23 protein-coding genes are annotated in these 25,173 nt (G+C 66.1%); 8 read left to right on the top strand and 15 right to left on the bottom strand.

The window, feature by feature from the left end; translation table 11 throughout:
• Positions 1–496: 496 nt before the first annotated feature.
• Entirely contained in the window at positions 497–1,993 is a 1,497-nt protein-coding gene (locus tag AC1D3B_RS14760) for an MFS transporter (protein WP_478191598.1), read from the bottom strand.
• Positions 1,994–2,043: 50 nt separating this feature from the next.
• Entirely contained in the window at positions 2,044–2,547 is a 504-nt protein-coding gene (locus AC1D3B_RS14755) for a MerR family transcriptional regulator (RefSeq protein ID WP_478191413.1), read from the bottom strand.
• A gap of 119 nt (positions 2,548–2,666) precedes the next feature.
• Between AC1D3B_RS14755 and AC1D3B_RS14750 the strand changes: the two genes are divergently transcribed.
• Together AC1D3B_RS14750 and AC1D3B_RS14745 are read left to right on the top strand one after the other, a co-directional pair.
• Positions 2,667–3,068, top strand: a complete 402-nt coding sequence (locus AC1D3B_RS14750) for a phage holin family protein (protein ID WP_478191412.1) — start codon at positions 2,667–2,669, stop codon at positions 3,066–3,068.
• A 108-nt stretch (positions 3,069–3,176) separates the two neighbouring features.
• Positions 3,177–4,049: an amidohydrolase family protein gene (locus AC1D3B_RS14745; protein WP_478191411.1), complete on the top strand. Its 873-nt coding sequence runs from the start codon at positions 3,177–3,179 to the stop codon at positions 4,047–4,049.
• 106 nt (positions 4,050–4,155) lie between these two features.
• Here the strand turns inward: AC1D3B_RS14745 and AC1D3B_RS14740 are convergent, their stop codons facing one another.
• The gene (locus tag AC1D3B_RS14740) at positions 4,156–6,150 is read right to left on the bottom strand and encodes an acetoacetate--CoA ligase (protein ID WP_478191410.1); all 1,995 of its coding nucleotides are present in this window, start codon (positions 6,148–6,150) and stop codon (positions 4,156–4,158) included.
• A 133-nt stretch (positions 6,151–6,283) separates the two neighbouring features.
• On the opposite strand from AC1D3B_RS14740, the gene AC1D3B_RS14735 reads away from it, so the two are divergent.
• From AC1D3B_RS14735 to AC1D3B_RS14715, 5 genes are all read left to right on the top strand, one after another.
• Complete coding sequence (locus AC1D3B_RS14735) at positions 6,284–6,943, top strand: peroxiredoxin (protein ID WP_478191409.1); 660 nt, start codon at positions 6,284–6,286, stop codon at positions 6,941–6,943.
• 39 nt (positions 6,944–6,982) lie between these two features.
• Complete coding sequence (locus AC1D3B_RS14730) at positions 6,983–8,023, top strand: MBL fold metallo-hydrolase (RefSeq protein WP_478191408.1); 1,041 nt, start codon at positions 6,983–6,985, stop codon at positions 8,021–8,023.
• Between the two features lie 10 nt (positions 8,024–8,033).
• Positions 8,034–8,192, top strand: a complete 159-nt coding sequence (locus AC1D3B_RS14725; protein ID WP_478191407.1) for a hypothetical protein — start codon at positions 8,034–8,036, stop codon at positions 8,190–8,192.
• Between the two features lie 14 nt (positions 8,193–8,206).
• Entirely contained in the window at positions 8,207–8,587 is a 381-nt protein-coding gene (locus AC1D3B_RS14720) for a DUF1622 domain-containing protein (RefSeq protein ID WP_478191406.1), read from the top strand.
• Between the two features lie 124 nt (positions 8,588–8,711).
• Positions 8,712–10,139 (top strand): S1C family serine protease, encoded by a 1,428-nt coding sequence (locus AC1D3B_RS14715; protein ID WP_478191405.1) that lies wholly within the window; start codon positions 8,712–8,714, stop codon positions 10,137–10,139.
• A 12-nt stretch (positions 10,140–10,151) separates the two neighbouring features.
• Here the strand turns inward: AC1D3B_RS14715 and AC1D3B_RS14710 are convergent, their stop codons facing one another.
• The 8 genes from AC1D3B_RS14710 to AC1D3B_RS14675 form a co-directional block, all read right to left on the bottom strand.
• Complete coding sequence (locus AC1D3B_RS14710; protein WP_478191404.1) at positions 10,152–10,595, bottom strand: hypothetical protein; 444 nt, start codon at positions 10,593–10,595, stop codon at positions 10,152–10,154.
• Between the two features lie 10 nt (positions 10,596–10,605).
• Entirely contained in the window at positions 10,606–11,373 is a 768-nt protein-coding gene (locus AC1D3B_RS14705; RefSeq protein ID WP_478191403.1) for a DUF2092 domain-containing protein, read from the bottom strand.
• 135 nt (positions 11,374–11,508) lie between these two features.
• Entirely contained in the window at positions 11,509–12,375 is an 867-nt protein-coding gene (locus AC1D3B_RS14700; RefSeq protein WP_478191402.1) for a bile acid:sodium symporter family protein, read from the bottom strand.
• Between the two features lie 24 nt (positions 12,376–12,399).
• The gene (locus tag AC1D3B_RS14695) at positions 12,400–13,878 is read right to left on the bottom strand and encodes a patatin-like phospholipase family protein (protein ID WP_478191401.1); all 1,479 of its coding nucleotides are present in this window, start codon (positions 13,876–13,878) and stop codon (positions 12,400–12,402) included.
• Between the two features lie 131 nt (positions 13,879–14,009).
• Positions 14,010–14,447: a CBS domain-containing protein gene (locus AC1D3B_RS14690; RefSeq protein WP_478191400.1), complete on the bottom strand. Its 438-nt coding sequence runs from the start codon at positions 14,445–14,447 to the stop codon at positions 14,010–14,012.
• Positions 14,448–14,490: 43 nt separating this feature from the next.
• Positions 14,491–15,546 carry a 2-oxoacid:ferredoxin oxidoreductase subunit beta gene (locus tag AC1D3B_RS14685; RefSeq protein WP_478191399.1) on the bottom strand — a complete coding sequence of 352 codons (1,056 nt, stop codon included), beginning with the start codon at positions 15,544–15,546 and terminating at the stop codon, positions 14,491–14,493.
• Positions 15,543–17,369, bottom strand: coding sequence for a 2-oxoacid:acceptor oxidoreductase subunit alpha (locus AC1D3B_RS14680; RefSeq protein ID WP_478191398.1), 1,827 nt, complete (start codon positions 17,367–17,369; stop codon positions 15,543–15,545). Before AC1D3B_RS14680 ends, AC1D3B_RS14685 begins: the two co-directional genes overlap by 4 nt.
• Positions 17,366–19,180 (bottom strand): FAD-dependent oxidoreductase, encoded by a 1,815-nt coding sequence (locus AC1D3B_RS14675; protein ID WP_478191397.1) that lies wholly within the window; start codon positions 19,178–19,180, stop codon positions 17,366–17,368. Before AC1D3B_RS14675 ends, AC1D3B_RS14680 begins: the two co-directional genes overlap by 4 nt.
• Positions 19,181–19,601: 421 nt before the next feature.
• Here AC1D3B_RS14675 and AC1D3B_RS14670 point away from each other — a divergent pair, with 421 nt between their 5' ends.
• The gene (locus AC1D3B_RS14670) at positions 19,602–20,033 is read left to right on the top strand and encodes a GNAT family N-acetyltransferase (RefSeq protein ID WP_478191396.1); all 432 of its coding nucleotides are present in this window, start codon (positions 19,602–19,604) and stop codon (positions 20,031–20,033) included.
• Positions 20,034–20,060: 27 nt separating this feature from the next.
• Here AC1D3B_RS14670 and AC1D3B_RS14665 read toward each other — a convergent pair whose 3' ends face one another.
• The 4 genes from AC1D3B_RS14665 to boxC form a co-directional block, all read right to left on the bottom strand.
• Positions 20,061–20,519 (bottom strand): MaoC family dehydratase, encoded by a 459-nt coding sequence (locus tag AC1D3B_RS14665; RefSeq protein ID WP_478191395.1) that lies wholly within the window; start codon positions 20,517–20,519, stop codon positions 20,061–20,063.
• A 7-nt stretch (positions 20,520–20,526) separates the two neighbouring features.
• A complete protein-coding gene (gene boxA / locus AC1D3B_RS14660) occupies positions 20,527–21,804 on the bottom strand; it encodes a benzoyl-CoA 2,3-epoxidase subunit BoxA (protein WP_478191394.1) in 1,278 nt (425 codons plus the stop codon).
• Positions 21,805–21,929: 125 nt separating this feature from the next.
• Positions 21,930–23,357: a benzoyl-CoA 2,3-epoxidase subunit BoxB gene (boxB, locus tag AC1D3B_RS14655; RefSeq protein WP_478191393.1), complete on the bottom strand. Its 1,428-nt coding sequence runs from the start codon at positions 23,355–23,357 to the stop codon at positions 21,930–21,932.
• A gap of 132 nt (positions 23,358–23,489) precedes the next feature.
• On the bottom strand, positions 23,490–25,160 hold the full coding sequence (gene boxC, locus AC1D3B_RS14650) for a 2,3-epoxybenzoyl-CoA dihydrolase (protein ID WP_478191392.1): 1,671 nt from the start codon (positions 25,158–25,160) through the stop codon (positions 23,490–23,492).
• Between the last annotated feature and the right edge of the window lie 13 nt (positions 25,161–25,173).

Genomic DNA, 25,173 nt, shown 5'->3' with positions numbered 1-25,173 from the left:
GTCCACTGTACTCCGCGCGGCGGTTTGAAGATGGACCGGGACGGAGCGTGCCGGTCCGGTCGTTCATTCCCGGAAACACGCCATCGGTTCAATTGAAAAGGAAAAGCGAGAAGCGCGACTTGGCCGAGGGGCAAGTGAGTTACCGCTTGCATCCCGCTGTGGAAAAGATTACAGGCGACGCACCAACATGGCTTGCTGCGCTGCGCCGTCCCGACGCACGCAAATCGTGCTGTTCCCAATGAAGAAAGGGCGTTGTGCACTGCACCAAAATACGAAAGTCAAGACTTTCTTTTCCCCTTGGGCGGTGCATGACTCTGTGGATAACCAGCTGAGCATCTCGCCGGAGCCGCATTCCGCTTGGCTTCCATTGAGATGCTCAACGAACAAGCAGTCCTGCCACTGTTCGGGTTTTTTTCGTGAAACCACTGCAACGGCGCCGACGTTTCGCTGCATCAGCGAAACGCACAGAAGCGTCGGCAGGGGTACTTTTCGCGCCTCAGTCGATCTCGCGCTGCCAGGCCGCGAATACACCGCACACCAGCGCGATCACCGCCATCACCTGGAAGCCATCGAGCGAGGCCACGAAGGTCGCCTGCTGTTCGAGCACGCGCGAAAGCGTGGCCAGTGCCAGCGCGTGCGCTTCGCCTAGGGCATGGCCGCCGGCCGCGAAACCTCGCGTCAGCATGTCGAGCGATTGCACGAAGGTGGGGTTGGACGCGCTGGCCGATTCGGCGAGCCGGGTTTCGTGCAGCGCTACACGGTGCTGCTGCAGCGCGATCACCGTCGCGGTTGCAAAGGAGATGGCGAGCTGGCGCACCAGGTTCTTGAGCCGGTAGCCGTGGGCGAAGTCCTCCGCGCCGAAGGCGCGGAAGGTGATGTTCGCGACCGGCAGGACGACGAACAGCATCATCAGGCCGCGCAGCAACAGCGGGCCCATGAGTTGCAACCTTCCCACCTCGGGCGACATGCGTGCAAAGAGCCAGCCGGCCAGCGCCGCGATGCCGAAGCCCGTCACGATCAGCCATTTCTTGTGCGCGACGCGAGCCGAGAACTTCAGATAGGCGAAGAGCAGCAGGCCCGACGCGAGCGATGTCGCTCCGGTGAAGTAACCGGTATCGCCGACGGAGAAGCCGAGGCCGCCCTCCATCAGCCGCGGCAACAGGTAGCTGAAGCCCGTCGACAGGTAGTAATAGACGACGTAGAGCGCGAGCCCGACCTGGAAGGTCGAGTGCCGCAGCACGTCGAGCCGGACGAGCGGTGCGGGATGCTGCCACTGGTGGTACACGAACCAGGCGAGTCCGGCGATGCCCGCCAGGGCGAGTCCGATGAGCGTCGGCGAACCGAAGAACAGCTCGAAATGCGAACGCGTCAGCACGACCTGCAGCGCCGCCTGTGCGAGCGCGAACACGACATAGGCCGCATGATGCGGCGCGGTGCGTTCGTGCGGCGCGACGTCGCCGATGTCCGGCAGCGTCCACAGCGCCATCACGCCCGTGAGCACCGCGACCGGCGCCGTGCAGAGGAACAGCGAGCGCCACTCGAAATGGGTGACGAGCCAGGCACCGATGATCGGCGCCAGCGCGCCGCTGAACACGATCAGCACCATGAAGGACTTGAGCGCCTTGGCGCGCCGCTGAAGCGGAATGCCGATCTGGATCAGGATCCGGCAAGCGCCCAGCATGGGCCCGACGAAGTAACCCTGGACGCCCCGCGCCAGCATGAGCTGCACCGAGTTGTCGGCCAGCGCGGCGCACACGCCGCCGATGGCGAAGGCAAACATGCAGATCGCGAGATAGCGGCGATAGCCCAGGCGCTCGACCCAGGCGTGTTGGTTCAGGATGCCCAGCACCGCACCGAGCGCATAGGCACTCGATGCCCAGACGAGTTCGTCGGCAGAAGCGCTCACGCCGCCGGCGATGTAGCTCGCGAAGAAGGCGAACAGCGCGTTGTCGAAATAGTCGATGCCGGTCACCATCGCGATGACCCACGGCATCAGCGCGGCGATGTCGAAGCGGCGCTCGCCTGACGCAGGAGCCGACGCGCTCACTTCTTCAGAACCTTTCGCGCTGTGGGCCGGACAGGTTCCGCGCGACGGCGCTCTTCCAGCACCGATTCGAGCGGCTCGCCCTTGAGCCGGCGCTCCACGTAGTCGAGGTCACGCCGCAGTTGCGCCTGCAGCGTGGCGGCTTCCTTCAGTTCGCGGCGGACCTGCGCGACGCGGGTATCGAGCGCGTCGAGTTGCTTGACCAGCGTCTCCTTCAGTTCCTGCAGCGATGCGTCGGAAAGCCGTGGGAGCCCGCCACCGGCGGCGGGCTCGAAGGGTTTCTGGATCATCTCGGTGATCGAGTTGAGCGAGAAGCCGAGCGAGCGCATGCGCAGCACGCGCGCCAGCTTCTCGAGATCGGCGGCCTCGTAGAGGCGATAGCGACTCTCGCTGCGCACGGGCATCACGATGCCGAGCTCCTCGTAGTACTTGAGGGTGCGCGGCGTGACGCCGAGACGAGCGGCGGCTTCCCGAACGGTGAAGGTTTCCGGAACATCGGCCATGGCGCGATTGTACATCAACGTGTACGTTCACGTACACGTTTGCCGCCACGTGTGCTCGACCGCTCCGCCGCGGCCGCCGATATGATCGTCCGGTCATACCAACGACCAAGAGCGACCACATGCTGAATTCCCTGGCCCCCTTCCTGATCACCTGGGCAATCACCGCCTTTTCGCTCTGGGTGGCCAGCCACATCTTCAAGGGAATCACCTTCGAGAGCGCCTCTTCGCTCGTGGTCTCGGCCCTGCTGCTCGGCTTCGCGAATGCCATCGTCCGGCCGCTGCTCATCATCCTGACGCTGCCGCTGACACTGGTGACCTTCGGGCTCTTCATCCTGGTCATCAATGCGTTGATGATCCTGCTGGTGTCGGCACTCGTGAAGGGCTTCAGGGTCTCCGGTTTCTGGACGGCGCTGTTCGCGAGCATCTTCATCTCGGTGCTCAGCATCTTCGTCGGCGCGCTGATCGACGGCGGCACCCCGGAGACCCGCATCCAGATGCCTTCCGACGGAAAGTGGCTGTAGCCGGCCGCCATGCCGAAACCCGCTGGCAGCTAGCGCGATTCCGGTCTCGCTCGCACCGGAGAATCCGCGCAAGATGCGCTGTCTTGCAAACGAGGATCGACTGGCACCATGGACAAAGGCTGGCTCTCATTTCACCCCCATCCGTCGAAGCCGCAATTCACGCCCCCGCCCGGCGCGGTCGACGCGCATTGCCATGTCTTCGGACCGGCCGCGGAGTTTCCCTTTGCGCCCGAGCGCAAATACACGCCCTGCGACGCCTCGAAGGACCAACTCTTCGCACTGCGCGACCTGCTCGGCTTCGAGCGCAACGTCATCGTGCAGGCCACCTGCCACGGCAACGACAACAGCGCCCAGCTCGACGCCCTTGCGCATTCCAAGGGTCGCGCGCGTGGCGTTGCCTCGGTCGCCCCGGACGTGAGCGATGCCGAACTTCACCTGCTCCATGAGGCCGGCGTGCGCGGTGTTCGCTTCAACTTCCTCAAGCGCCTCGCCGATTTCACGCCGCGCGAAGTGCTGATGGGCATCGCCGAACGCATCGCGCCCATGGGCTGGCACGTGGTCGTCTATTTCGAGGCGCAGGACCTGCCCGAGCTCCGGGACTTCTTCACGCGTCTGCCGACCATCGTGGTAGTCGACCACATGGGCCGGCCCGATGTCGGCCAGCCGGTCGACGGCCCGCAGTTCGAGCACTTCGTTCAACTGTTGCGAGAGCACCCGAACATCTGGTCGAAAGTGAGCTGCCCGGAGCGTCTGTCGGTCTCGGGTCCGCCGACCTATGACGACGTCGTTCCCTTTGCGCGGCGGCTGGTCGAGACATTTCCGGACCGCGTGCTGTGGGGCACCGACTGGCCACACCCCAACCTCAAGACGCACATGCCGGACGACGGCACGCTGGTCGACATGATTCCCCGCATCGCGCCGACGTCGGAGCTGCAGCACAAGCTGCTGGTGGACAACCCGATGCGGCTGTACTGGGCGTGAAGAACGGCGCAGCTCATTGCTGGGGGATGCCCGCCAGCAGGATGACTTCGGACCAGCGCTGAATCTCTCCCTGGAGCAGTTCGAATGGCACCCGAGGCGAATCGGCTCAGTGCCGCGCAGCGAAAGCCACGTACCAGTCCAGGCTCCCGGGATTCGCCATCGCCTCGCGGTTCACAACCTTGTCGATCGGCTGGCCGAGCAGGAGCTTCTTGATCGGCAGTTCCTGCTTCTTGCCCGAGAGCGTGCGTGGAATCTCCGCGACCTGGAAGACGTCGTTCGGCACGAAGCGTGGCGACAGCGAGGTCTTGATCGCGTTGTTGATCTTCGTGCGCATGGCGTCGTCGAGCGCGACGCCCGGCCGCAGCACCACGAACAGCGGCATGTAGCTTTCGCGGCCGAGGTATTCGAGGTCGACCACCATCGAGTCGAGCACCTCGGGCAGGCCCTCGACGGCGCTGTAGATCTCGCTCGTGCCCATGCGCAGGCCCTGACGGTTGATGGTGGCATCGCTGCGGCCGTAGATGATGCATCCGCCGTCCTCGCCGATCCTGATCCAGTCACCATGGCGCCAGACGCCGGGGTAGGTGTCGAAGTAGCTCGACAGATAGCGGGCGTTGCCCTCGTCACCCCAGAGATAGAGCGGCATGGAGGGAATGGGCTTGGTGCAGACCAGTTCGCCGACTTCGCCAATCACCGGCTCGCCGGCCTCGTTCCAGGCCTCGACCGATGCGCCGAGGTAACGGCACTGCATCTGCCCAGGCACCTCAGGCAGTTCGCGATGGCCGCCGACGAAACCGCCGCAAAAGTCCGTGCCGCCCGAAATGTTGTACCACCACACCGCAGGCGATCCGGCCGCCAGCACCTGCGCCGTGCCCCAGCGCTGGACTTCTTCGGGCAGGGGCGAGCCGGTGCTGCCGAGCGCGCGGACGCGGTGCATGTCGCCGCAGTCCTTCGCTTGCAGTCCGGCCTTCATGCAGTTGGTGAAGTAGGCCGCGCCGGCGCCGAAGAAGGTCACCTTGTGCCGCGCCACGAAGCGCCAGAGCACGCCCCAGTCGGGCTTCTCCTTGCTGCCGGCCGGGTTGCCGTCGTAGATGCAGATGGTCGATCCGAACGCCAGCCCCGAGAGCTGCGAATTCCACATCACCCAGCCCGTCGAGCTGTACCAGTGGTAACGCTCGCCGAAGTTGTTGGCGCTGTAGCTCGGCCCCATGTCGTGGTGCAGGCCGCAGGCATACATGTTGATGAGGATGCCGCCCTGTCCATGCACGATCGGCTTGGGCAGGCCGGTGGTGCCGCTGGAATAGACGACCCAGATCGGGTGGTCGAAGGGCAGCCACTCGGGCTCGAAGGCGGCGGTCGCTTCGTCGTTGCGCGCGATAGCGCTCGTCCATTCGGCTTCGGCGGGGATCTGTTTCGCCGCGAAGGGCGTGCGCACGAGCACGAGGTTCTGCACGCTCGGGAGTGCCGAGCGCAGCTCCTGCACGACGGCGCTGCGGTCGAGCGGCTTGCCGCCGTAGTGCACGCCATCGGTCGCGATCAGTACCTTGGGCTCGATCTGGCGGAAGCGGTCGAGCACCGCGGCCGTGCCCATGTCGGGCGCACAGACGCTCCACACGGCGCCGATGCTGGAACAGGCGAGGAAGGCAACCATCGCCTCCGGCACGTTGGGCAGATAGGCCGCGACGCGATCGCCGCGCATCACGCCGAGTTCGCGCAAGGTCAGCGCGAAGGCCGCGACCTGGCGACGCAGCTCGGGCCACGACATCTCGCGCACTTCGCCGAGTTCGTTGTCGCTGACGATGGCCAGCATGCCGGCCGCGTGCGCCGCATCCGCATGCCGCAGCACTTCGCGCGCGTAATTGACCTGCGCCCCGGGAAACCAGCGCGTGCCGGGCATGTGCGCGTCGACCAGCACGGTGCTCGCCGGCGTGGGCGACTTCATGTCGAAGTAGTCCCAGATGCTCTGCCAGAACGCAGGCAGATCGGTGACCGACCAGCGCCACAGCGCATCGTACGAGTCGAAACAGAGACCACGCTGGTCGCGCAGCCAATCCTGGTAGAGACGGATCCGGGGAATGAAGGGTGGAGCGGTGGAGTTCACCCGACGAGCCTAACGTGCCGGGCCGCCCCTGTTCAATGCGGGAAAGCACAGAGCCCGGGACCGGACTTGTACGCGCCATCGGATCGTGGTGTACTTTCCGACGACTCGGCACCCGACCATCACAGGAGCGAACATGTCACTGCGCATCAACGACGTCACCCCCGATTTCACGGCCAACACCACGCAAGGGCCAATCAAGTTCCATGACTGGATCGGCGACAAGTGGGCCATCCTGTTCTCGCATCCCAAGGACTTCACGCCGGTGTGCACCACCGAGCTCGGCTACATGGCGAAGATCGAACCCGAGTTCACCCGGCGCAACGCGAAGCTCATCGGCCTGAGCATCGACCCGGTCGACGCCCACGACCGCTGGGCCAAGGACATCGAGGAAACGCAGGGCTACCTGCCCAAGTACCCGATGATCGGCGACACCGACCTTGCGGTGGCCAAGCTCTACAACATGCTGCCCGCGGAGGAACCCGGCACGTCCGAAGGCCGCACCGCGGCAACGAATGCGACGGTGCGCTCGGTCTTCATCATCGGCCCGGACAAGCGCATCAAGCTGATGCTCACCTACCCCATGACCACCGGCCGCAACTTCGACGAGATCCTGCGCGTACTCGACTCGATGCAGCTCACCGCAGCGCACAAGGTGGCCACGCCGGTCAACTGGAGGAACGGCGAGGACGTGATCATTGCCGGCTCGGTGTCGGACGACGATGCGAAGAAGCTCTTCCCCGAGGGCTGGAAGGCACCGAAGCCCTACCTGCGCGTCGTGAAGCAACCGGGCTGACCCACCCCGCTCCCTGGACCGCCAAACCGCCGGACGCCCATGGTCTTCGAACAGATCCCCACCGGTGGTTGCCAGTCCTATCTCGTCGGCTGCGACCAGACCTGCGTCGCAGCGCTGATCGATCCGGAGCTGAGCCAGATCGACCACTACATCGCGCTCGCCGCGCGCGATGGCGTGCGCATCCGCTACCTCATCGACACGCACACGCACGCCGATCACTTCTCGGCCACGAAGGAGCTGGCGCGCCAGCTGGACGTACCTGTGGTGATGCACCGCGCAAGCCCCGCACCTTTCGTCGACATGCGCATCGGCGACGGCGAAATGGTGGTGCTCGGCAAGCTGCGGCTGCAGGCGCTTCACACGCCGGGCCACACGGCCGATTCGATGTGCCTGCAGGTGGAGAACCGTGTCTTCACCGGCGATACGCTGCTCATCGGCGGGACCGGCCGCACCGACCTGCCCAGCGGCGACCCCGAGGCCCTGTACGACAGCCTGTTCAATCGACTGCTGCACCTCGACCCTGCGCTGCACGTGTACCCGGCGCACGACTACAAGGGCCGCGGCCACTCGACCATCGCGGATGAGATCGCGACCAACCCGCGCCTGCAGAAGCGCGACCGCGCCGAGTTCGTCGAGATGATGCGCAGCCTGAACCTCACGATGCCCACGCACATCACCGAGGCCCTGCGCACGAACATGAGCGGCGGCAAGACCGTCGCGCACCTGCTCGCGGAGGCGACGTCGTCGGTGCCTTTCATGTCGCTGTCCGAACTCAAGTCGCGGGTCGAAGCCGCCGAAGACGATCTCATCGTGCTGGACGTGCGCGAACGCGATGCCTACGAGTCCGGCCACATCCCCGGCGCCCGGCTGCTGCCGCGCGGCCAGCTCGAGCTGCGCGTGAACCAGGACCTGCCGGACCCTACGCGGCGCATCCTGGCCTGCTGCGAGCTGGGCTACATCTCGACCCTCGCCGCCGCGACGCTGCGCTCCATGGGTTTCATGCGCGCCGTGGCGCTGGACGGCGGCATGAAGGCGTGGAGAGAGGTGGGCTATCCATTGAATGCAGGCAAGGAGCCGTGAAGGAGACGACATGAACTACCGCACTCTCGCCCTTGTAGCCGTCTGCGCGGCATTGGCCACCCTCGCCGCTTGCGAGCCGAAGCCACAGCCACCCAAGGCGGCGATGCTTTCACCGGCAATCGGCGCACCGGCCACGCCGGACTCCGTCCGTACGAGCAGCAGCCTCTAGCCCCGCGCTCGCCCATGGAAGAAGTGCTGCACCAGTCTGCCCGCGTACTGTCGCAACTGCTCGAAGCCGCAACGCTGGTGCTGCTCGCCCTCGGGGCACTGATGGCGGTCATCAATCTGATCGCGGGATTTGCTGCGCGCAGACCGCCCAACGAGGTTTCCCTGGCCGTCTGGCAAGGGCTCTCGCGCTGGGTGATGGTGGGCCTGGAATTCCTGCTCGCCTCCGACCTGGTGTCGACCGTGGTATCGCCGAGTTGGGACGAGCTCGGGCGCCTTGGCGCCATCGCGGCGATCCGGACCCTGCTGGGCTTTTTCCTGGGGCGCGACCTCGAAGCGGCTCGCAGGATCGCGCGCGAGAACGCGGAGACGGCAGCGCAAGTGGCCAAGCGAAGCTGACGCCTTCAGAGCTCGCGACTGTGGTATTTCGCTGACGTCGCATGCACTTCCTGGGCCCATGACTGCGACCCTGCGCGCAGCAGCCGTAACATTCCGAGACAGGATCACGAGGGTGCGAGAGGGAATGTCACGAGGCAACTGGAAACGTGGGGTCGGTGCGGCCCTGTTGGTGCTGGGCTGCAGCCTGGGCGCCGCGCAGCAGTTGATCGAGATGTCGGACACGCCGCTCGATGCGGCGGAACTGTTCGAGCGCGTCACGCCAAGCATCTGGGTCGTTTACGCCGCTGATGCGCAGGGGAAGCCTATCGCCTCAGGCAGTGCGGTCGTCATCGCAGTCGACACCCTGGTCACCAACTGCCACGTGTTGCGCGATGCGGCCCGCTTTGCCGTCCGCCGGGGTGACACCCAGTTGACCGCGCAGCAGGCAGAGGTCGATCCCGAGCACGATCTTTGCCTCCTGCGGGTCTTGAGACTCCAGGCCCCGAGCGTGCTGCTGGCACCCGAATCCAGCCTTCGCCCCGGGATGCGCGTCTACGCCGTTGGCGCGCCGCGCCGCCTCGAACAGACGATCAGCGACGGCTTGCTGTCCGGCTTGCGGCGCGCAGAGGACGGCCGCCTGAACATGGTGCAGACCAGCGCCCCGATCTCGCCCGGCTCCAGCGGCGGCGGACTTTTCGACGCGCATGGCCGCCTGATCGGCATCACGACTTCTGGCCTGAAGGAGTCGCAGAACCTGAACTTCGCCGTGCCTTCCCGCCTGGTGGAAGCACTCAGCCGCCGCGCGGGTCGCATCGAATGGCAAGCGCGCATTGCGCCACTTGAGCCGACGGCGGCCGTCCGCAAAGTTCCGGCTTCCATCGCGCAAGAGCCGCGTCCGGGCTTCAATATCGAAGCCGCGCCCAAAGCCCCGGCTCCGCCGCCCATCGCAACACGGCCGAGCCCGGGGCCGGCCGATTCGCCGATCGCATCGCCTGGTGACCAGGGTCCATCCAGCTCTGCCGCGCGCTGGTCACAGATCGACTATCTCCTGACCGATCGCCTGACCGGCATCACGCGCAAGGTCGTCTACCGCGCGGATGCGGCCGCCGAGGACTCGCTCAGCTACAACAACGGCGCCTGGGTGGAACGGCGCAACGGCGAGGTGCTCGAAATCGCATCGCCGATCGCCGGCGAGTTCGATTCGGCCATGCCGCCCGGCGGGTGGATTCGCCCCGGTCGCATGCGCGAAGGCGACCAATGGCATGTGCAGTACACGGGCAAGGCGGCGGGCGCCGGCTCCGTCGAATTCCGGTTGGATGCCCAGGTTGCGAGTGCGGAATCAAGGCTCGTCGCCGGCACGGAGCGGCGCCTGCTGCGCATCGATTACCGCGGCTACGTGATTCGCAAGGCAGTCGCAGGCGGCGGCAGCCTTGCAACCGGTGCCTACCGCGCCAGCGCATGGTGGTCGCCGGAGCTTTTCCGCGTGGTGCGGTTCACGGCCAACACGCGCGGTGGCGCCAGCGGCGCGGCCTTCTACATCGACGAGGAACTCGAACTCACGGCGATCCGCTGAGGATCCCGAAACTCAATAAGGCTGATTGACGACGACGTACTGGGTACCCTGCGGCTGGTACCACACGGTGCCGCACTGCTGGTAGATCAGCCCGCCATAGTTCACCGGGACACAGCCGGCCCCCCCCGCGGCGGTCGCGACCGGGTGGTAGTCGTTGTCCCAGCCGCCACGGGTGTTGTTGACGTTCACGTTCACGTTCCGGTTCACGTTCGCGTTGACGTTGTTGACGCTGGTGTTCCGCACGTTGGTGGCACGCACGTCGCGGTTGACGTTGTTGACCTGCTGGTTCGCTCCACCGCCGCCGCCGGCTCTTGCGCCGCCGCCCCCGGCATGGGCTCCGCCACCGCCACCTCCGCCACCCCCGGGTCTTGCCATCGCATCCGGCGCCAGCGCGATGCCGGCCACGAAGAGCGCGGCCACCGGCAACAGGAACAGCTTGCTGAATGTGTGGTTCATTTGACGCCCCTCACTTTGCTTCGAGCGAACGAAGTTCAGCCGCCTTCGCACCCTGGGGCGGCGTGAAGCGGAACACGTCGTCCTTGAAGGTCGGGTTCAGGTTCCACTCGATGAGCGACACCGACTGCGGCCGCGCGTCGTCGGCCCGATTGGTGATCACGAGCTTGCGCGGCAGCGGCTTGCCGCCGGTCGCGATCCAGATTTGCCAGTCGTAGCTTCCCTGGCGGAAGGCGAAGTGGTCGCACAGGTCGTTACCGATGAAATCCTGGCCGGCGTTCATGGCCGATTCGATCTTGTCGAGCGGCGCGGCCGGCGTGCCCCACAGGAAGAGGTCGCTCAGCGGAATCTCGACGCGGTACCTGGCCTCCAGCTTCTGGACCAGATCGCCCAGGTTGCCGCTGAAATCGACGGTGGAGTAGTACTTCTGCGAAGGGAGATACAGGGTTGCGCGCTGCCCGTCGAAGACGACGATGCGCTCGTTGCGGGCGGTGAACATGCGGGCGCGCAGCTTGTTCGGGCGCTGGATATCCATGTCGGCATGGGCCGTGTGCTGCAGCTTCTGGCCGTCGGCCAGGACAATCTCGCCGGTCAATTCCGTGGTGACATGAAAGCGCTTGAGCGACTGCAGGAAGGTCCCCATGTCCTTGAGCGCCTGGACCGACGCCGGATTGACCGGGTTCTCCGTTTGCGCTGCGGGTGCCGGGTTGGTTTGCGCCTGGATGCCGGGCGCGGCGAGTGACAGCCCCAGCAGGGCCACGGCGAGCAGTTTGTGTGTCAAGGCGATCTCCTGGATGGTGGATGCCGTGGAGGAGTGGTCTGGGATCGGCGCGTTCGGCGCCAGACTACGACGCTCGTCCCGATGCCGCTATGGCACTTTGGTGCAAACGCGATTCGATTCGTATCCGCGAGCAACTCAAGGGCCTGCGCCCGCGGCAACCAGGCGCCGCTTCTGCCACAGCACATAGGGAATCGACAACACCAGGTTCAGCAGCAAGTACAGCAGCACGGTGGCCGTCACGCCGTGCACATCCGGGAAATTGGCGCTGGCCAGCGCAAGCGCGATGCCGGGATGGCGCGAGGCGGTCGACAGGGCCAGGACCGCGCGGTCGCGCGGCGCCGGACCGCCCAGGAGATGGCCGGCGGCCAGGCCCACGAGGATGAAGATGACGAGGGCATAGAGCGTCCCGTCGCCCACCTGCGCCATCACCGCTTGCCTGCTCGCCCAGACGATGAGCAGCGCTGTCGCCAGGATCAGGATGTTTGCGATCAGGCGGATCGGCTTGAAGATCTGTTGCACCCTGCTCGGCAACAGGGCGCCCACGACCATGCCGGCCACCAGGGGCAGGATCGCAACCATGAAGATCTGCTTGGCGATGGTGGCGGGCGGCATCTCGAAGCTGCGATGGAACACCGGCCCCGTCAGTGACACACCCAGCGGGATGATCACGATCGACAGCAGCGCCATGGTCGCCATCAGCCCGATGCCGGAGGAGCCGTCGCCGGTCGCCTTGTCTTGCTTCCTGGGAAGCAGCGGCGGCACGGGCGACAAGGCGAGCGCCACCAGCGCGATCTCGACCTCCAGCCGGAACTCGAAGGCCTTGTCGAGCCCCAGGGCCAGCAGCGGCATCACCACGAACATCGCGGCGAGCGCGCGCAGCAGCTGGACCGGCCGCCGCACCACGTAGAGCAGGTCGTCGACCTTCGCATCCAGGCCGAAGCCGAAGACCGTGATGATCACGCTCACCTGCATCGTGAGCAGGATGATCTGCTGGAGTGTCATCGGCCCGCCGCGTCGTGGCGCCGCCTACTGCTGCCGCGCCGCGCGCTGCGCCGGGGTGGCCGGGTCTTCCACGGACTGGATCAGGTCGCGGTAGCCGGGCGCCTCGCGCAGCAGCCGCCCGGCGAGTGCGCGAAGCTTGTCGACCTCCTCGTTGGACAGCACGAAGCTGGTCGGCAGCTCCATGAAATAGCGGCGCTCCTGGGGGTCGGTGATCGAATCGAAGCTCACGTCGATCGCATCGAAGCGAAGGTCGGGCACGTCGGCCTCGGCCTGTGCCTTGGACATGCCGGCGAGCCGCTTGTCGGCGATCTCGAACTTGCGCGCGTCGGCCCAGCGCTGTGCGATGTCCTTCAGGAGTTCGACCGATTCGTAGGAAAAGTGATCGATCGGCACGCTCGACGACTGCAGCGCCTGGGAAATGATCCCCGGTGCGCGGGGACTGCGGTCCCAGTTGGTGGCCGGCGCGGACCGGGAATTGACCACAACCACGACGATGCGCCGGAGGTGCCTGAAATCGATCTCTTTCTGGAAGGCCGGACTCGCTTCGAGCTCTTCGAGCGCCTCGATCACGCCACGCAGGCCGAGGTTGTCCGCGACGCCACCGTCGACGACGTGAAGGTACGGCCGGTTCGCGCTGTCCTCGAAGGCCTGCATGTCGCGGTAGCGCAGCAACGCCCGGCCCGAGGGGCGCGCCTGGGCCGCGGGATCGGTCACGTCCTTGACCCAGGCGGGCATCACGGCGCCGCAGTGGCCGCCGTAGTTCCGGTAGGTGACGGGCGACAGCACCACCGGCACCGCCGACGAGGTGGCGGCGGCCCGGGCCAGCCGTACCTTGCCGAGGTCGGAGCAAAGCAGGTCGAAGTGTTCCTGCGAGAACTGGAAGCGCGCGCCGGTCGAGAGGTCGGTGCCGGTCACGGCCGTCGCGGGCGTCGGCCTGGTCAGCAGGTCGTCGAATGTGGCGCCGTTGAACAGGATCTCGTCGTAGTAGTCGGCCGCCAGCTCCGACCTGCCGTAGTCCGCGCTGGCCAGCTTGAACCAGTTGGTCGGATTCAGCGTGCGGGAGGTCAGCCCCCCCTGCACATCGCGCTTGAGAAAGCGCGGCTCGTATTCCGTGAAGAGCTTGTCGCCGTACAGCGCATACGACAGCGCGGTGAAGCTGCCTCCGGACACGCCCGTCATCAGGTCCACTTGAGAGAGCAGGTTGCGCGGCGTGCCATTGACCATGACGTCGGTCCGTCTCAGTTCCTCCAGCACGCCGTAGGAGAAGGCAGCAGCGCGCGTACCGCCGCCCGAGAAGGTCAGGACGAAGAGCGTCTTGCTGTCGTTGCTGACGCCGTGCCGGCGCTTGAGGATGTTGGCCACGCGGTAGCCGCCGTCGATGTCCACGCGATCGATCGGCGGATTGATCGGCGCCATGGAGTTGCAACCGGCCAGCAGCAGGGCCGCGCAGACCGCCACCCAGCCGCACCGATGGCGCCAGGACGTTGCCGAAGACAATTTCATTGAACTTTCACCTCACCGGCTGCCATTGCACTGCCTTCGACGGCAGCAACTAGCGCGCCAGCTTAACGGGCGAAGTCGTCATTGCTCCATTGCCCCGAAGGACATCTCGCATTGCCCTTTGGGGCGGTCCCCTAACCCAGGACGTCGTTCACCTGCTCGTTGAACTCGGTCTGGCTGAGCGCGGTGCCCAGCTCCCTCGGCAGTGCGTCGCGCACCGAGAACACGCCCAGGATCTTCTTGCCCGCGACCAGCGGCAGATGCCGAAAGCCCCGTTCGAGCATCAGCACGACCGCGTCGGACACCGGCGTTTCCGGGGGCACGCAGATCGGATTGGGCGTCATGACCTCCCGCGCCGTGGTGCGCTCGGGGTCGAGGCCCCGCGCCAACACGCGCGTCATCAGGTCGCGCTCGGTGAGGATGCCCAGCAGGATGTCCGGCGGCTCCATGATGAGCACGCTGCCGCAATTGGCACGCGTCATCACGCAGGCGGCATCGCGCACGCTCGCCTGTGGGCCTAGGCTGGTGACGTGTTTGCGCGAAATGGACTGAAACACAGTGCGTTCGGCCATGTCCTTCCCCCGAAGAATCGGCAATGGTGCGCCATGCCGGCTTTCAGCGCAAGGCGTCGTTGAGCCGCTGCAGGGCCTTCGCGCCGGGACAGAGCTGGTCGGGGCCCAGGCTGTTGAGCGGTCGGTCGCTGGTGTTGAGCGCCGTGTGCAGGTCCGTCGCCAGGGGGTCGACGTAGAGCAGCCCCGTCACGATCTCGCCCATCTCCTGGTGGCGCTGCATGTGGGCCATGGCGGCGAAGCGGTCGCCGGGGTTGTAGTCCGGATGCAGGCTGCGCAGCCGCAGCAGCGTGCCGTCGTGCTGGCGCACATCGAGCACTTCGCCCGGCGCCATGTCCACCGAGATTTCCTCGCGTCCGCTGATGAAGTCGATGCGGCTGACCGCCTCGTTGTGTTCCCGCACGTAGTCGTAACTCTTCGTACTGCCCGGATGATTGTTGAAGGCGATGCAGGGGCTGATCACGTCGATGAAGGCGGCCCCGCCATGGCTGATCGCGCCCTTGATGAGCGGCACGAGCTGCGCCTTGTTGCCCGAGAAACCGCGTCCCACGTAGCTGGCGCCGAGCTGCAGCGCCATGGCGACGAGGTCGACCGGGCTGTCGGTGTTGACGACGCCCTTCTTGCTCTTCGAGCCCTGGTCGGCCGTGGCCGAGAACTGGCCCTTGGTGAGGCCGTAGACGCCGTTGTTCTCGACGATGTAGGCCATGCGCACGCCGCGCCGCATCGCGTGGGCGAACTGGCCCAGGCCGATCGAGGCCGAATCGCCGTCGCCCGACACGCCGAGGTAAAGCAAATCGCGATTGGCCAGGTTGGCGCCGGTCAGCACGCTGGGCATGCGGCCATGTACCGTGTTGAAGCCGTGCGAGGCGCCGAGGAAGTAGTCCGGCGTCTTGGAGCTGCAGCCGATGCCCGACAGCTTGGCGACGCGGTGCGGCTCGATATCGAGCTCCCAGCAGGCCTCGATGATCGCGGCGGAAATCGAGTCGTGGCCGCACCCGGCGCACAGCGTGGAGATCTTGCCTTCGTAGTCGCGCCGCGTATAGCCGACCTTGTTGGTGGCCAGCGTGGGGTGGCGCAGACGGGGCTTGGCGAGGTAGGTCATGCGAGTTCCTGGGTCTCGATGGTGCGGCTGATGGCCTCGGCGATGAAGCGCGCGGTGATGGGCGTGCCGTCGAAATGCAGCACCGGCACCAGCCGGGCAGGGTCGATGCCCAGCTCGTTGACCAGCAGGCTGCGCATCTGCGCGTCGCGGTTCTGCTCGACCACGAACACGCGCTCGTGCTGCGCGATGAAGTCCTGCACGCTCTGCGGGAAGGGAAAGGCGCGCAGCCGCATCGCGTCGAGGTGGATGCCGTCGGCCTGCAGCGTTTCGAGCGCCTCCTGCATGGCCGGGCTGGTCGAACCGAAATGGATCACACCGAGCGTGGTCTTCGCGGATGCGGGCCGCAACACGGGTTGCGGCACCAGCGTGGCGGCCGTCGCGAACTTCTTCAGCAGGCGCTCGACGTTGTAGACGTAGTCGGGTCCGCGTTCGGAGTAGCGCGCATAGGGGTCGCGCGTGGTGCCCCGTGTGAAGAAGCTGCCCTTGCTCGGGTGCGTGCCCGGCAGCGTGCGCCAGGGAATGCCGTCGCCGTCCACGTCCTTGTAGCGGCCGAAGTCACGGCCGGCTTCGAGTTCCTCGGCCGTCATGACCTTGCCGCGGTCGTAGGCGCGGCTGTCGTCCCACTCGAAGGGCTTGCACAGGCGCTGGTTCATGCCGATGTCGAGATCGGTCATGAGGAACACCGGCGTCTGCAGACGGTCGGCGAGGTCCAGCGCCGCGGCGGCGTGCTCGAAGCACTCGTGCGGATCCTCGGGGAACAGCAGCACGTGCTTCGTGTCGCCGTGCGAGGCGTAGGCGCAGGACAGGATGTCGGCCTGCTGCGTGCGCGTCGGCATGCCGGTGGAGGGACCGCCGCGCTGCACGTTGACGAGCGTGACGGGGATCTCCGCGAAGTAGGCCAGCCCGATGAACTCGGTCATCAGCGAGACGCCCGGCCCCGAGGTCGCGGTGAAGGCGCGCGCGCCATTCCATCCGGCGCCGACCACCATGCCGATGGAGGCAATCTCGTCTTCCGCCTGCACGATGGCGAAGCGGTTCTGGCCGGTGGCCGGATCGACGCGGAACTTGGCGCAGTACTTCTGGAAGGCCTCGGCCACCGACGACGAAGGCGTGATCGGATACCAGGCCGCGACGGTGGCGCCGCCATACACGCAGCCCAGCGCCGCGGCGCTGTTGCCGTCGACGAAGATGCGGTCGCCCACGCGATCGGCGCGCCGCACTCTGAGACCCACGGGCTCGCGCAGGTTCTCGCGCGCGAAGTCGCAGCCGAGGTGCAGGGCCTGCACGTTGGAAGCCAGCAGCTTTTCCTTGCCCTTGTACTGCTCGCCGAAAAGCTTCTCGACCACCTCCGGCTCGATGCCCAGGAGGATCGCCAACGCGCCCACGTAGACGATGTTCTTGAAGAGCTGACGCTGGCGCGGGTCGTGGTAGACCGCGTTGCAGATCTCGGTCAGCGGCATGCCGATGACGCGGATGTCGTCGCGAAATTTCGACGGCGGCAGCGGCCGCGTGCTGTCGTAGAACAGGTAGCCGCCCGGCTCCAGTTCGGCCACGTCGGCGTCCCACGTCTGCGGGTTCATCGCGACCATCATGTCGGTGCCGCCGCGCCGGCCCAGGTGCCCGCTCTCGGTCACGCGCACTTCATACCAGGTCGGCAGGCCCTGGATGTTGCTCGGGAAGATGTTGCGCGGGCTCACCGGCACGCCCATGCGCAGGATTGCCTTGGCGAACAACTCGTTGGCAGAGGCCGAGCCCGAGCCGTTGACGTTGGCGAACTTGATGACGAAGTCGTTGACGGCCTCGATCTGGCGAACTGTGCTCATGCGGCGATCTCCGCCGCCTTCCGCCTCGTCCCGGCCGGCGTCATCTTTAGCAGGAACTTCTGCATGTCCCACGCCCCCGTGGGGCAGCGCTCGGCGCACAGGCCGCAGTGCAGGCAGACGTCCTCGTCCTTGACCATCACGCGGCCGGTCTTCAGCCCGCCGGACACGTACAGGTCCTGTGCGAGGTTGAGCGCCGGTGCCTTCAGCCGCGCGCGCAATTCCACTTCGTCGCCGTTCTCGGTGAAGCTGATGCAGTCCATCGGGCAGATGTCCACGCAGGCATCGCATTCGATGCAGGCCGTCTCGGTGAACACGGTCTGCACATCGCAGTTCAGGCAGCGCTCGGCTTCCTTGAAGGCGGTGGCGGCATCGAAGCCGAGTTCCACCTCGACGCGGATGCTGGCCAGCGCCTTCTCGGCCTTGGCCCAGGGCACCTTGTAGCGAAGGTCGTTGGAGGTGTCGTTGTCGTAGCTCCACTCGTGGATGCCCATCTTCTGCGACACCAGGTTGGTCATCGGCGGCGGACGCGGGTGGACCGGATCGTCGTGCAGCAACTGGTCGATCGACACCGCCGCCTCGTGCCCATGGGCCACGGCGGTGATGATGTTCTTGGGACCGAAGGCCGCGTCGCCACCGAAGAACACGTTCGGCACCGACGATTGGAAGCTGGTCGCATCGAGCTTCGGCAAGCCCCACTTGTCGAAGTCGATGCCGCAATCGCGCTCGATCCACGGGAAGGCGTTTTCCTGCCCCACGGCCACCAGCACTTCGTCGCACTCGAAGAAGGCTTCTTCCTCGCCAGTCGGCACGAGCGACCGGCGGCCCTGCGCGTCGTACTCCGCGCGGACGATCTCGAAGCGCATGCCCGTCAGCTTGCCGTTCTCATGGACGAAGGCCTTGGGCACATGGAAGTTGATGATGGGAATGCCTTCGTGCTGCGCGTCTTCCTTTTCCCAGGGCGAGGCCTTCATCTCCTCGAAGCCGCTGCGCACGATCACCTTGACGTCGGTGCCGCCCAGGCGTCGCGCGGAGCGGCAGCAGTCCATCGCCGTGTTGCCGCCGCCCAGCACGATCACGCGCCGGCCGATGCTGGTCACGTGCCCGAACGAGACGGAATTGAGCCAGTCGATGCCGATGTGGATGCTGGCCGCGGCCTCCTGCCGTCCAGGCACCTCGAGGTCGCGCCCGCGCGGCGCGCCGCAGCCGATGAAAATCGCGTCCCAGCCCTGCGCCATCAGTGCCTTCATCGATTCGATGCGCTCGCCGCTGCGGAACTCGACGCCCAGGTCCAGGATGTAGCCGGTCTCCTCGTCGATCACCGATTCGGGCAAGCGGAAGCGCGGGATCTGGGTGCGGATGAAACCGCCTGCCTTGGCCTCGCCGTCGAACACCGTCACCTCGTAGCCGAGCGGCGCGAGATCGCGGGCGACGGTGAGCGAGGCGGGCCCGGCGCCCACACAGGCGATGCGCTTGCCATTCCGCGGCGCCACGGTCGGCATGCGCGAACGCACGTCCTCCTTCATGTCGGCGGCCACCCGCTTGAGCCGGCAGATCGCCACCGGCTCCGGGTCCTTGGCGTTGCTCTCCTCGACCCGTCCGCGGCGGCATGCGGGCTCGCAAGGCCGGTCGCAGGTGCGCCCGAGGATGCCGGGAAAGACGTTCGAGACCCAGTTGACCATGTAGGCGTCGCCGTAGCGGCGCTGCGCGATCAGCCGGATGTATTCGGGGACGGGGGTGTGCGCCGGACAGGCGTACTGGCAATCCACGACCTTGTGGAAGTAGGTCGGATTGGCGATATCGGTTCGCTGCAAGGCTTGTCTCCTGGCTGCTGCCCGCTGCTCTTGGGGTTAGGGCTTTCGCGGGTCTGCCGCCAGTATGCGCCGCTCGGGGCGAATCAAATCCTTGGTGGAATCCCGCAGCGCTATAGCGTGGTGCGTTCGCGCAACGGAAAGATGTAGGACGCCGCCGCAAGACCGAGTGCGCCGCCGATCAGCGTCTCCCAGAACCGCGCGGTGAGCAGCGAAAGCGAATGCTCGCCACTGGCGGCGAGCGTGACGATCAGCGTGAACGTGTACGCGCCACAGGCGATGGCGTAGCGCTTCGGCTAGGCCATCGCATAGATGAGTCCCTGCTGCGGTGCTGGTCACGATATAGGTGCAGGCGGCCATCGCCCATACGGACTCGGTGGCGACGCCAGGAACCTAAGATGCCGGGTTTCGTCAGGAACCCGTCATGTCACTTGTCTGGTCCGATTCGCTGGAAACGCTCGATTGGGATGAGTTGTGCGCCCTCTATCGGGCGGCGCCACTGGGCGACAAGAGCCCCGAGGGCCTGAAGATCGCCTTCGCGAACAGCATGTTCAGGAGCCTCGCGTACGACGATGGCAAGCTCGTCGGCGTGGGACGGGCGCTGGCGGACGGGGTCGACTGCTCGTACATCTGCGATGTGGCGGTGCTGCCGAGTCACCAGGGCACTGGGCTCGGCAAGGAGATCGTTGGGCGGCTCGTTGACCTCTCGCGCGGGCACCGAAAGATCATCCTGTATGCGGTGCCGGGCAAGGAAGACTTCTATCGCAAGTTCGGCTTCGAGCGGATGAAGACGGCGATGGCGATCTTCGAGGATCAGGAGTTGGCGATGGAGCGGGGTTACGTCGAGAGGGGTTGAACTCAGGCCGCGTGCCTGAATACGGCGTCACGCACGATCGGTTCGAAGTTCCTCGCCCAGCCTGAACAGACTGGTCGCCTCCAGATCCAGCACAGGCATTTCCTTCTGATTGAACAACCGCCAGCGCCAGCGCAGGATGCCGAGCGTCGGCCGCTTCTCCGATCGCCGCGCCTCGACCACATCGGCCATGAGCCGCAGACTGTCACCGGGCCGCACCGGGTTGGGCCACTTGAGGTACTGCAAGCCGGGCGAAGCGAAGGATTCGGACCCCGCGAGCGCGGCATCGGTCACGAGCCGCATCGCGATCGCGCTGGTATGCCAGCCACTCGCAATGAGGCCGCCGAAAGGACCTTCCGCTGCGGCCACCTCGTCCGTGTGGAACCACTGCGGGTCATAGGCCTGCGCGAACTGCACGACTTCCGCCTCGGTCACGAGGTACGGGCCGGCCTCGATGACCTGGCCCGCGTGGAAGTCGGCGAATTTCATCAGGACATCAATAGGTTTCGAGGTGCAGCCGACCTTCACGCTTGAGGCTCGCGCCGACCGTGTCCCAGTCGAGGCCCGCGTCGGTCGCCACGTCGCGCAGCGCGAGCACGACGCCCTCTTCCATGCTCTTCAGTCCGCACACGTAGAAGTGGCTCTGGCCGTCCTTCAGCAACTCGACGAGGTCGGCGGCGCGCTCGCGCATCATGTCCTGCACGTAGCGCTTGGGCTGGCCGGACGTGCGCGAGAAGGCGAAATTGATGTCGATGAAGTCCTTGGGCAAGGTCTGCAGCGGGCCGAAGTACGGCAGTTCCTGCTGCGTGCGCGCGCCGAAGAAAAGCAGGAGCTTGCCGCCTTCGAACTTGCCGCTCTTGCGCAGCCGCCTGCGCCATTCGGTCATCGCGCGCATGGGTGCGCTGCCGGTGCCGGTGCAGATCATGACGATGTGCGACTTCGGATGGTTCGGCATCAGGAAGGACGAGCCGAAGGGCCCGATGACCTGCACCTTGTCGCCGACCTTCAGGTCGCAGACGTAGTTGCTGCACACGCCGCGCACCGGGTTGCCCTGGTGGTCTTCCAGGACGCGCTTCACGGTCAGGGAGATGTTGTTGTAGCCGGGCCGCTCGCCGTTGCGCGGGCTGGCGATCGAGTACTGGCGCGCGAAGTGCGGCTTGCCGTTGGCGTCGAGCCCGGGCGGGATGATCGCGATCGACTGGCCCTCGAGCACCGGGAAGGGCATGGTGCCGAAGTCGAGCACGATGTGGTGCGTCTGGTTCTCGTAGCCGGCCTCGGTGCAGTTGAAGTTGCCGACGACGGTGGCTGTGGTCGGCGCCTTCGGCGGGAACAGATTGGTGTACGCGTGCGCGGCGGACCACGGCGGCACGGTCGCACCGTATTGCGCGGAATTGAAGGCCACTTCGCCCGGCGCGGTCGGCGGCTGCGGCGAAGCGGCCGCGACCTGCACCAGTGCATCGTCCGGCGAGGCCACGCCTTCGGCTTCGAGCTGCTCGGGCGAGAGTTCGGCGGGCAGTTCGTCCCAGGTCAGCTGCTCTTCGATCGAATAGGCGCGCGCCACGGGCATGGTGCGCCAGTTGTCGATGGAGCCTGTGGGGCAGGGCGAGATGCAGGCCATGCAGCCGTTGCACACGTCGGCGCGCACCACGTAGTTGCGGTCGTCGTGCGTGATGGCGTTGACCGGGCAGGTCGCCTCGCAGGTGTTGCACCGAATGCAGATTTCAGGGTCGATCAGGTGCTGCTTGATGACGTTCACTTCGACGGCCATGTCCATGTTCTTCTCCTGTTCCTCCCTCCCCCTCTGGGGGAGGGTTGGGGTGGKGGCACGCTCGGTTGGTCGTGGGTACGCCGTGTGCCCCCATCCCTGCCTTCCCCCAGAGGGGGAAGGAGTCAATCCGGTCAGCCGAAGCGGACGTATTCGAAATCGACTGGTTGACGGTTGATGCCCATCACCGGCGGCGCGATCCAGCCTGCGAACTTGCCGGGGTCCACCACGCGACCCATCAACGATGCCACGAAAGCGAAGTCTTCGGAGGTCGGCAGCCACTCATCCTTCTTCGCGGCCCATTCCTGCTCGTTCACCACGCGGCCTTCCGGCGACATCTTGATGCCGGCCAAGGCGCCGATCTGGCGATTGAAAGCCTTGTGCGGCACGGTGAGGCGGGTCGGAATGCCGGCCTTCTCGAGCACCTTGTTCCAGCGGCCGACGCCGGCCACGGAGTCCTTGATGAAGTCGTCGCGCAGCACTTCGTTGAGCGCGTTGAGCATCGGCACTTCCTTCTCGACGAGCTGGCCGTTCACGACTTCGAGCACCTTGTAGGTCTGGCCCTTGAGCACGTGGTCGTCGGTGCGCTTGCCTTCCTCGTAGCGGCCCTTGAGGCCGGAGCTGTAGAAGGTGGCGGCATTGCTCGACTGGTCAGCGCCGAAAAGGTCGATGGTGACGCTGTAGTGGAAGTTCAGGTAGCGCTGGATGGTGCCGAGGTCGATGGCGCCTGCCGCGCGCACCTTCTGCGGATCATCGGTCTTGAGTTCGTTCATGACCTGCGCGGTGCGTTGCAGCACGCGCGACACGCCGCTTTCGCCCACGAACATATGGTGCGCTTCCTCGGTCAGCATGAACTTGGTGGTGCGCGCGAGCGGATCGAAGGCGCTTTCGGCGAGAGCCGACAGCTGGAACTTGCCGTCGCGATCCGTGAAGTACGTGAACATGAAGAAGGCCAGCCAGTCGGGCGTCTTCTCGTTGAAGGCGCCCAGGATGCGCGGGTTGTCCTGGTCACCGGACTGGCGCTGCAGCAGCGCCTCCGCTTCCTCGCGGCCATCGCGGCCGAAGTGCTTGTGCAGCAGGTAGACCATGGCCCAGAGGTGGCGGCCTTCTTCCACGTTGATCTGGAACAGGTTGCGCAGGTCGTACATGCTGGGCGCGGTGAGGCCCAGGTGGCGCTGCTGCTCGACCGACGCGGGTTCGGTGTCGCCCTGCGTGACGATGATGCGGCGAAGGTTGGCGCGGTGTTCGCCGGGGATGTCCTGCCAGACCTTTTCGCCCTTGTGGTCGCCGAAATGGATCTCGCGGTTGGCATCGCCCGGGTTCAGGAAGATGCCCCAACGGTAGTCACGCATCTTCACGTGGCCGAACTGCGCCCAGCCCTGCGGGTCGACGCTCACCGCCGTGCGCAGGTAGACCTCGTAGTTGGTCGAGCCGTCTGGCCCGACGTCGTCCCACCAGTTGATGAAGTTCGGCTGCCAGCCTTCGAGCGCGCGCTGCAGCGTGCGGTCCTCGCCGAGGTTGACGTTGTTGGGGATCTTCTCGCTGTAGTTGATCGTGCTCATGGCGGGGCCTTTAACTATGGAAAGAACGTTGGCAAACAATTCGGGAAACGCCGCGGAACCGGCTTTGCCGGGCCGCAGGCGTTGCCCCCTGGAAGGGGGTGGAGAGCGACACGAAGTGCGCGAGCCTGGGGGTCATACCCGATTCAAATCGAAGCCGGCCTTTTCGCCGGTGCCGTAGACCTTCAGCGCGCCCTTTTCGCCTACGGCGTTGGGACGCTGGAAGATCCAGTTCTGCCAGGCGGTGAGCCGGCCGAAGATGCGGGTGAACATGTTCTCCTGGCTCGCGAAGCGCAGGTTGGCTTCGAGCCCGGTGAGCGCATCGGGCGACATGGCGGCGCGTTCCTCGATGGCGATGCGGATCTCGTCATCCCAGTCGATGTCGTCCGGCGCCATCGTGATCAGGCCGAGGGCCAGTGCAGCGTCCGCGTCGAGCGGCTTGCCGGCAGCGCCACGGGCGGCTTCCATGGGTGCGCTCTCTTCATAGAAGCGGCGCTGCAGGCGGCTCTGGTCGTTGACCATGGGGAAGAAGCCGAAATTGAACTCGTCGAGCGTGATCTTCGGCGCCTTCTCGGCATCGTCGGGCAGCGCGAGCATGTAGGCACGGTCGGCCGCGAAGGCGATCTCGGCCAGCGTGCCGGCGAAGCAGGAGCCCGATTCGATCAGCGCGAAGAGGCTGCGCGACGACACGTCGAGGCGGGCCAGCGTGCGGCGCAGCGCGCCGATGGTTTCGCGCACCAGCCAGTGGTCCTTGTTCGCGAGCATCGTGGCGTCGCTGGCGAGCACGGCCTCCGCGTCGCCTTCGGTCTTGAGCAGCCAGGTGCCGATGTCGAGCTCGTTGGTGCGCATGTTGAGGATGGCGTCGTCGAGTTGGCGGGCCATCGCGAGCGGCCACCATGCGGCGCCTGCCGCCTCGATGGCGGCGATGTCCGTGGGCTGCGTGCCCTTCGGTGCCTTGACGGTGAACGTCGCGGTGCGGCGCGCGCGGTCGATTTCGATGGTCACGTGCTCGTAGCGCAGGCTGTCGGCGCCCTCTTCGCGCTCGAGGCGGGTGAGGCTCACGCCCTTGCCGTTGGCCGGACGGTCGCTGCCTTCTGCGAGCTTGGCGGCGCGCTCCTGCACGACGGCGCCGAACTGGGCCGGCTTGGCGATGGCATCGACAAGGCGCCAGTCGACGGCACGCTGGCCGCGAACGCCTTCGACGCTGGTGCAGAAGATGTCGGCGAGGTCGTGGCGCACATGGCGCTTGTCGGTCACGCGGGTCAGGCCGCCGGTGCCGGGCAGCACGCCGAGCAAGGGGACTTCGGGCAGCGAGACGGAAGAAGAGCGGTCGTCGACCAGGACGATCTCGTCGCAGGCCAGCGCGAGTTCGTAGCCGCCGCCGGCGCAGGCGCCGTTCACGGCCGCGATGAACTTCAGGCCCGAGTGCTTCGAAGTGTCTTCGATGCCGTTGCGGGTCTCGTTGGTGAACTTGCAGAAGTTCACCTTCCAGGCGTGGCTGGAGACGCCCAGCATGAAGATGTTGGCGCCCGAGCAGAAGATGCGGTCCTTGGCGCTGGTGACGATGACCGAGCGCACTTCGGGATGCTCGAAACGCACGCGGTTCAGCGCATCGTTGAGTTCGATGTCGACGCCCAGGTCATAGCTGTTGAGCTTGAGCTTGTAGCCGGGACGGATGCCGCCGTCTTCCGCGATGTCGAGCGAGAGGCGCGCGACCGGGCCCTCGACGCTCAATTTCCAGTGACGGTATTGCGTCGGGTCGGTGCGGTAGTCCACGCGGGCAGGGTGAGCAGCGGTTTCGGCCATGTCGAAGTCTCCT

The organism is Variovorax sp. P5_A3 (genome assembly GCF_056400665.1).
The sequence above is the reverse complement of the archived record's forward strand: the minus strand, read 5'-3'. Positions and strand labels throughout refer to the sequence as shown.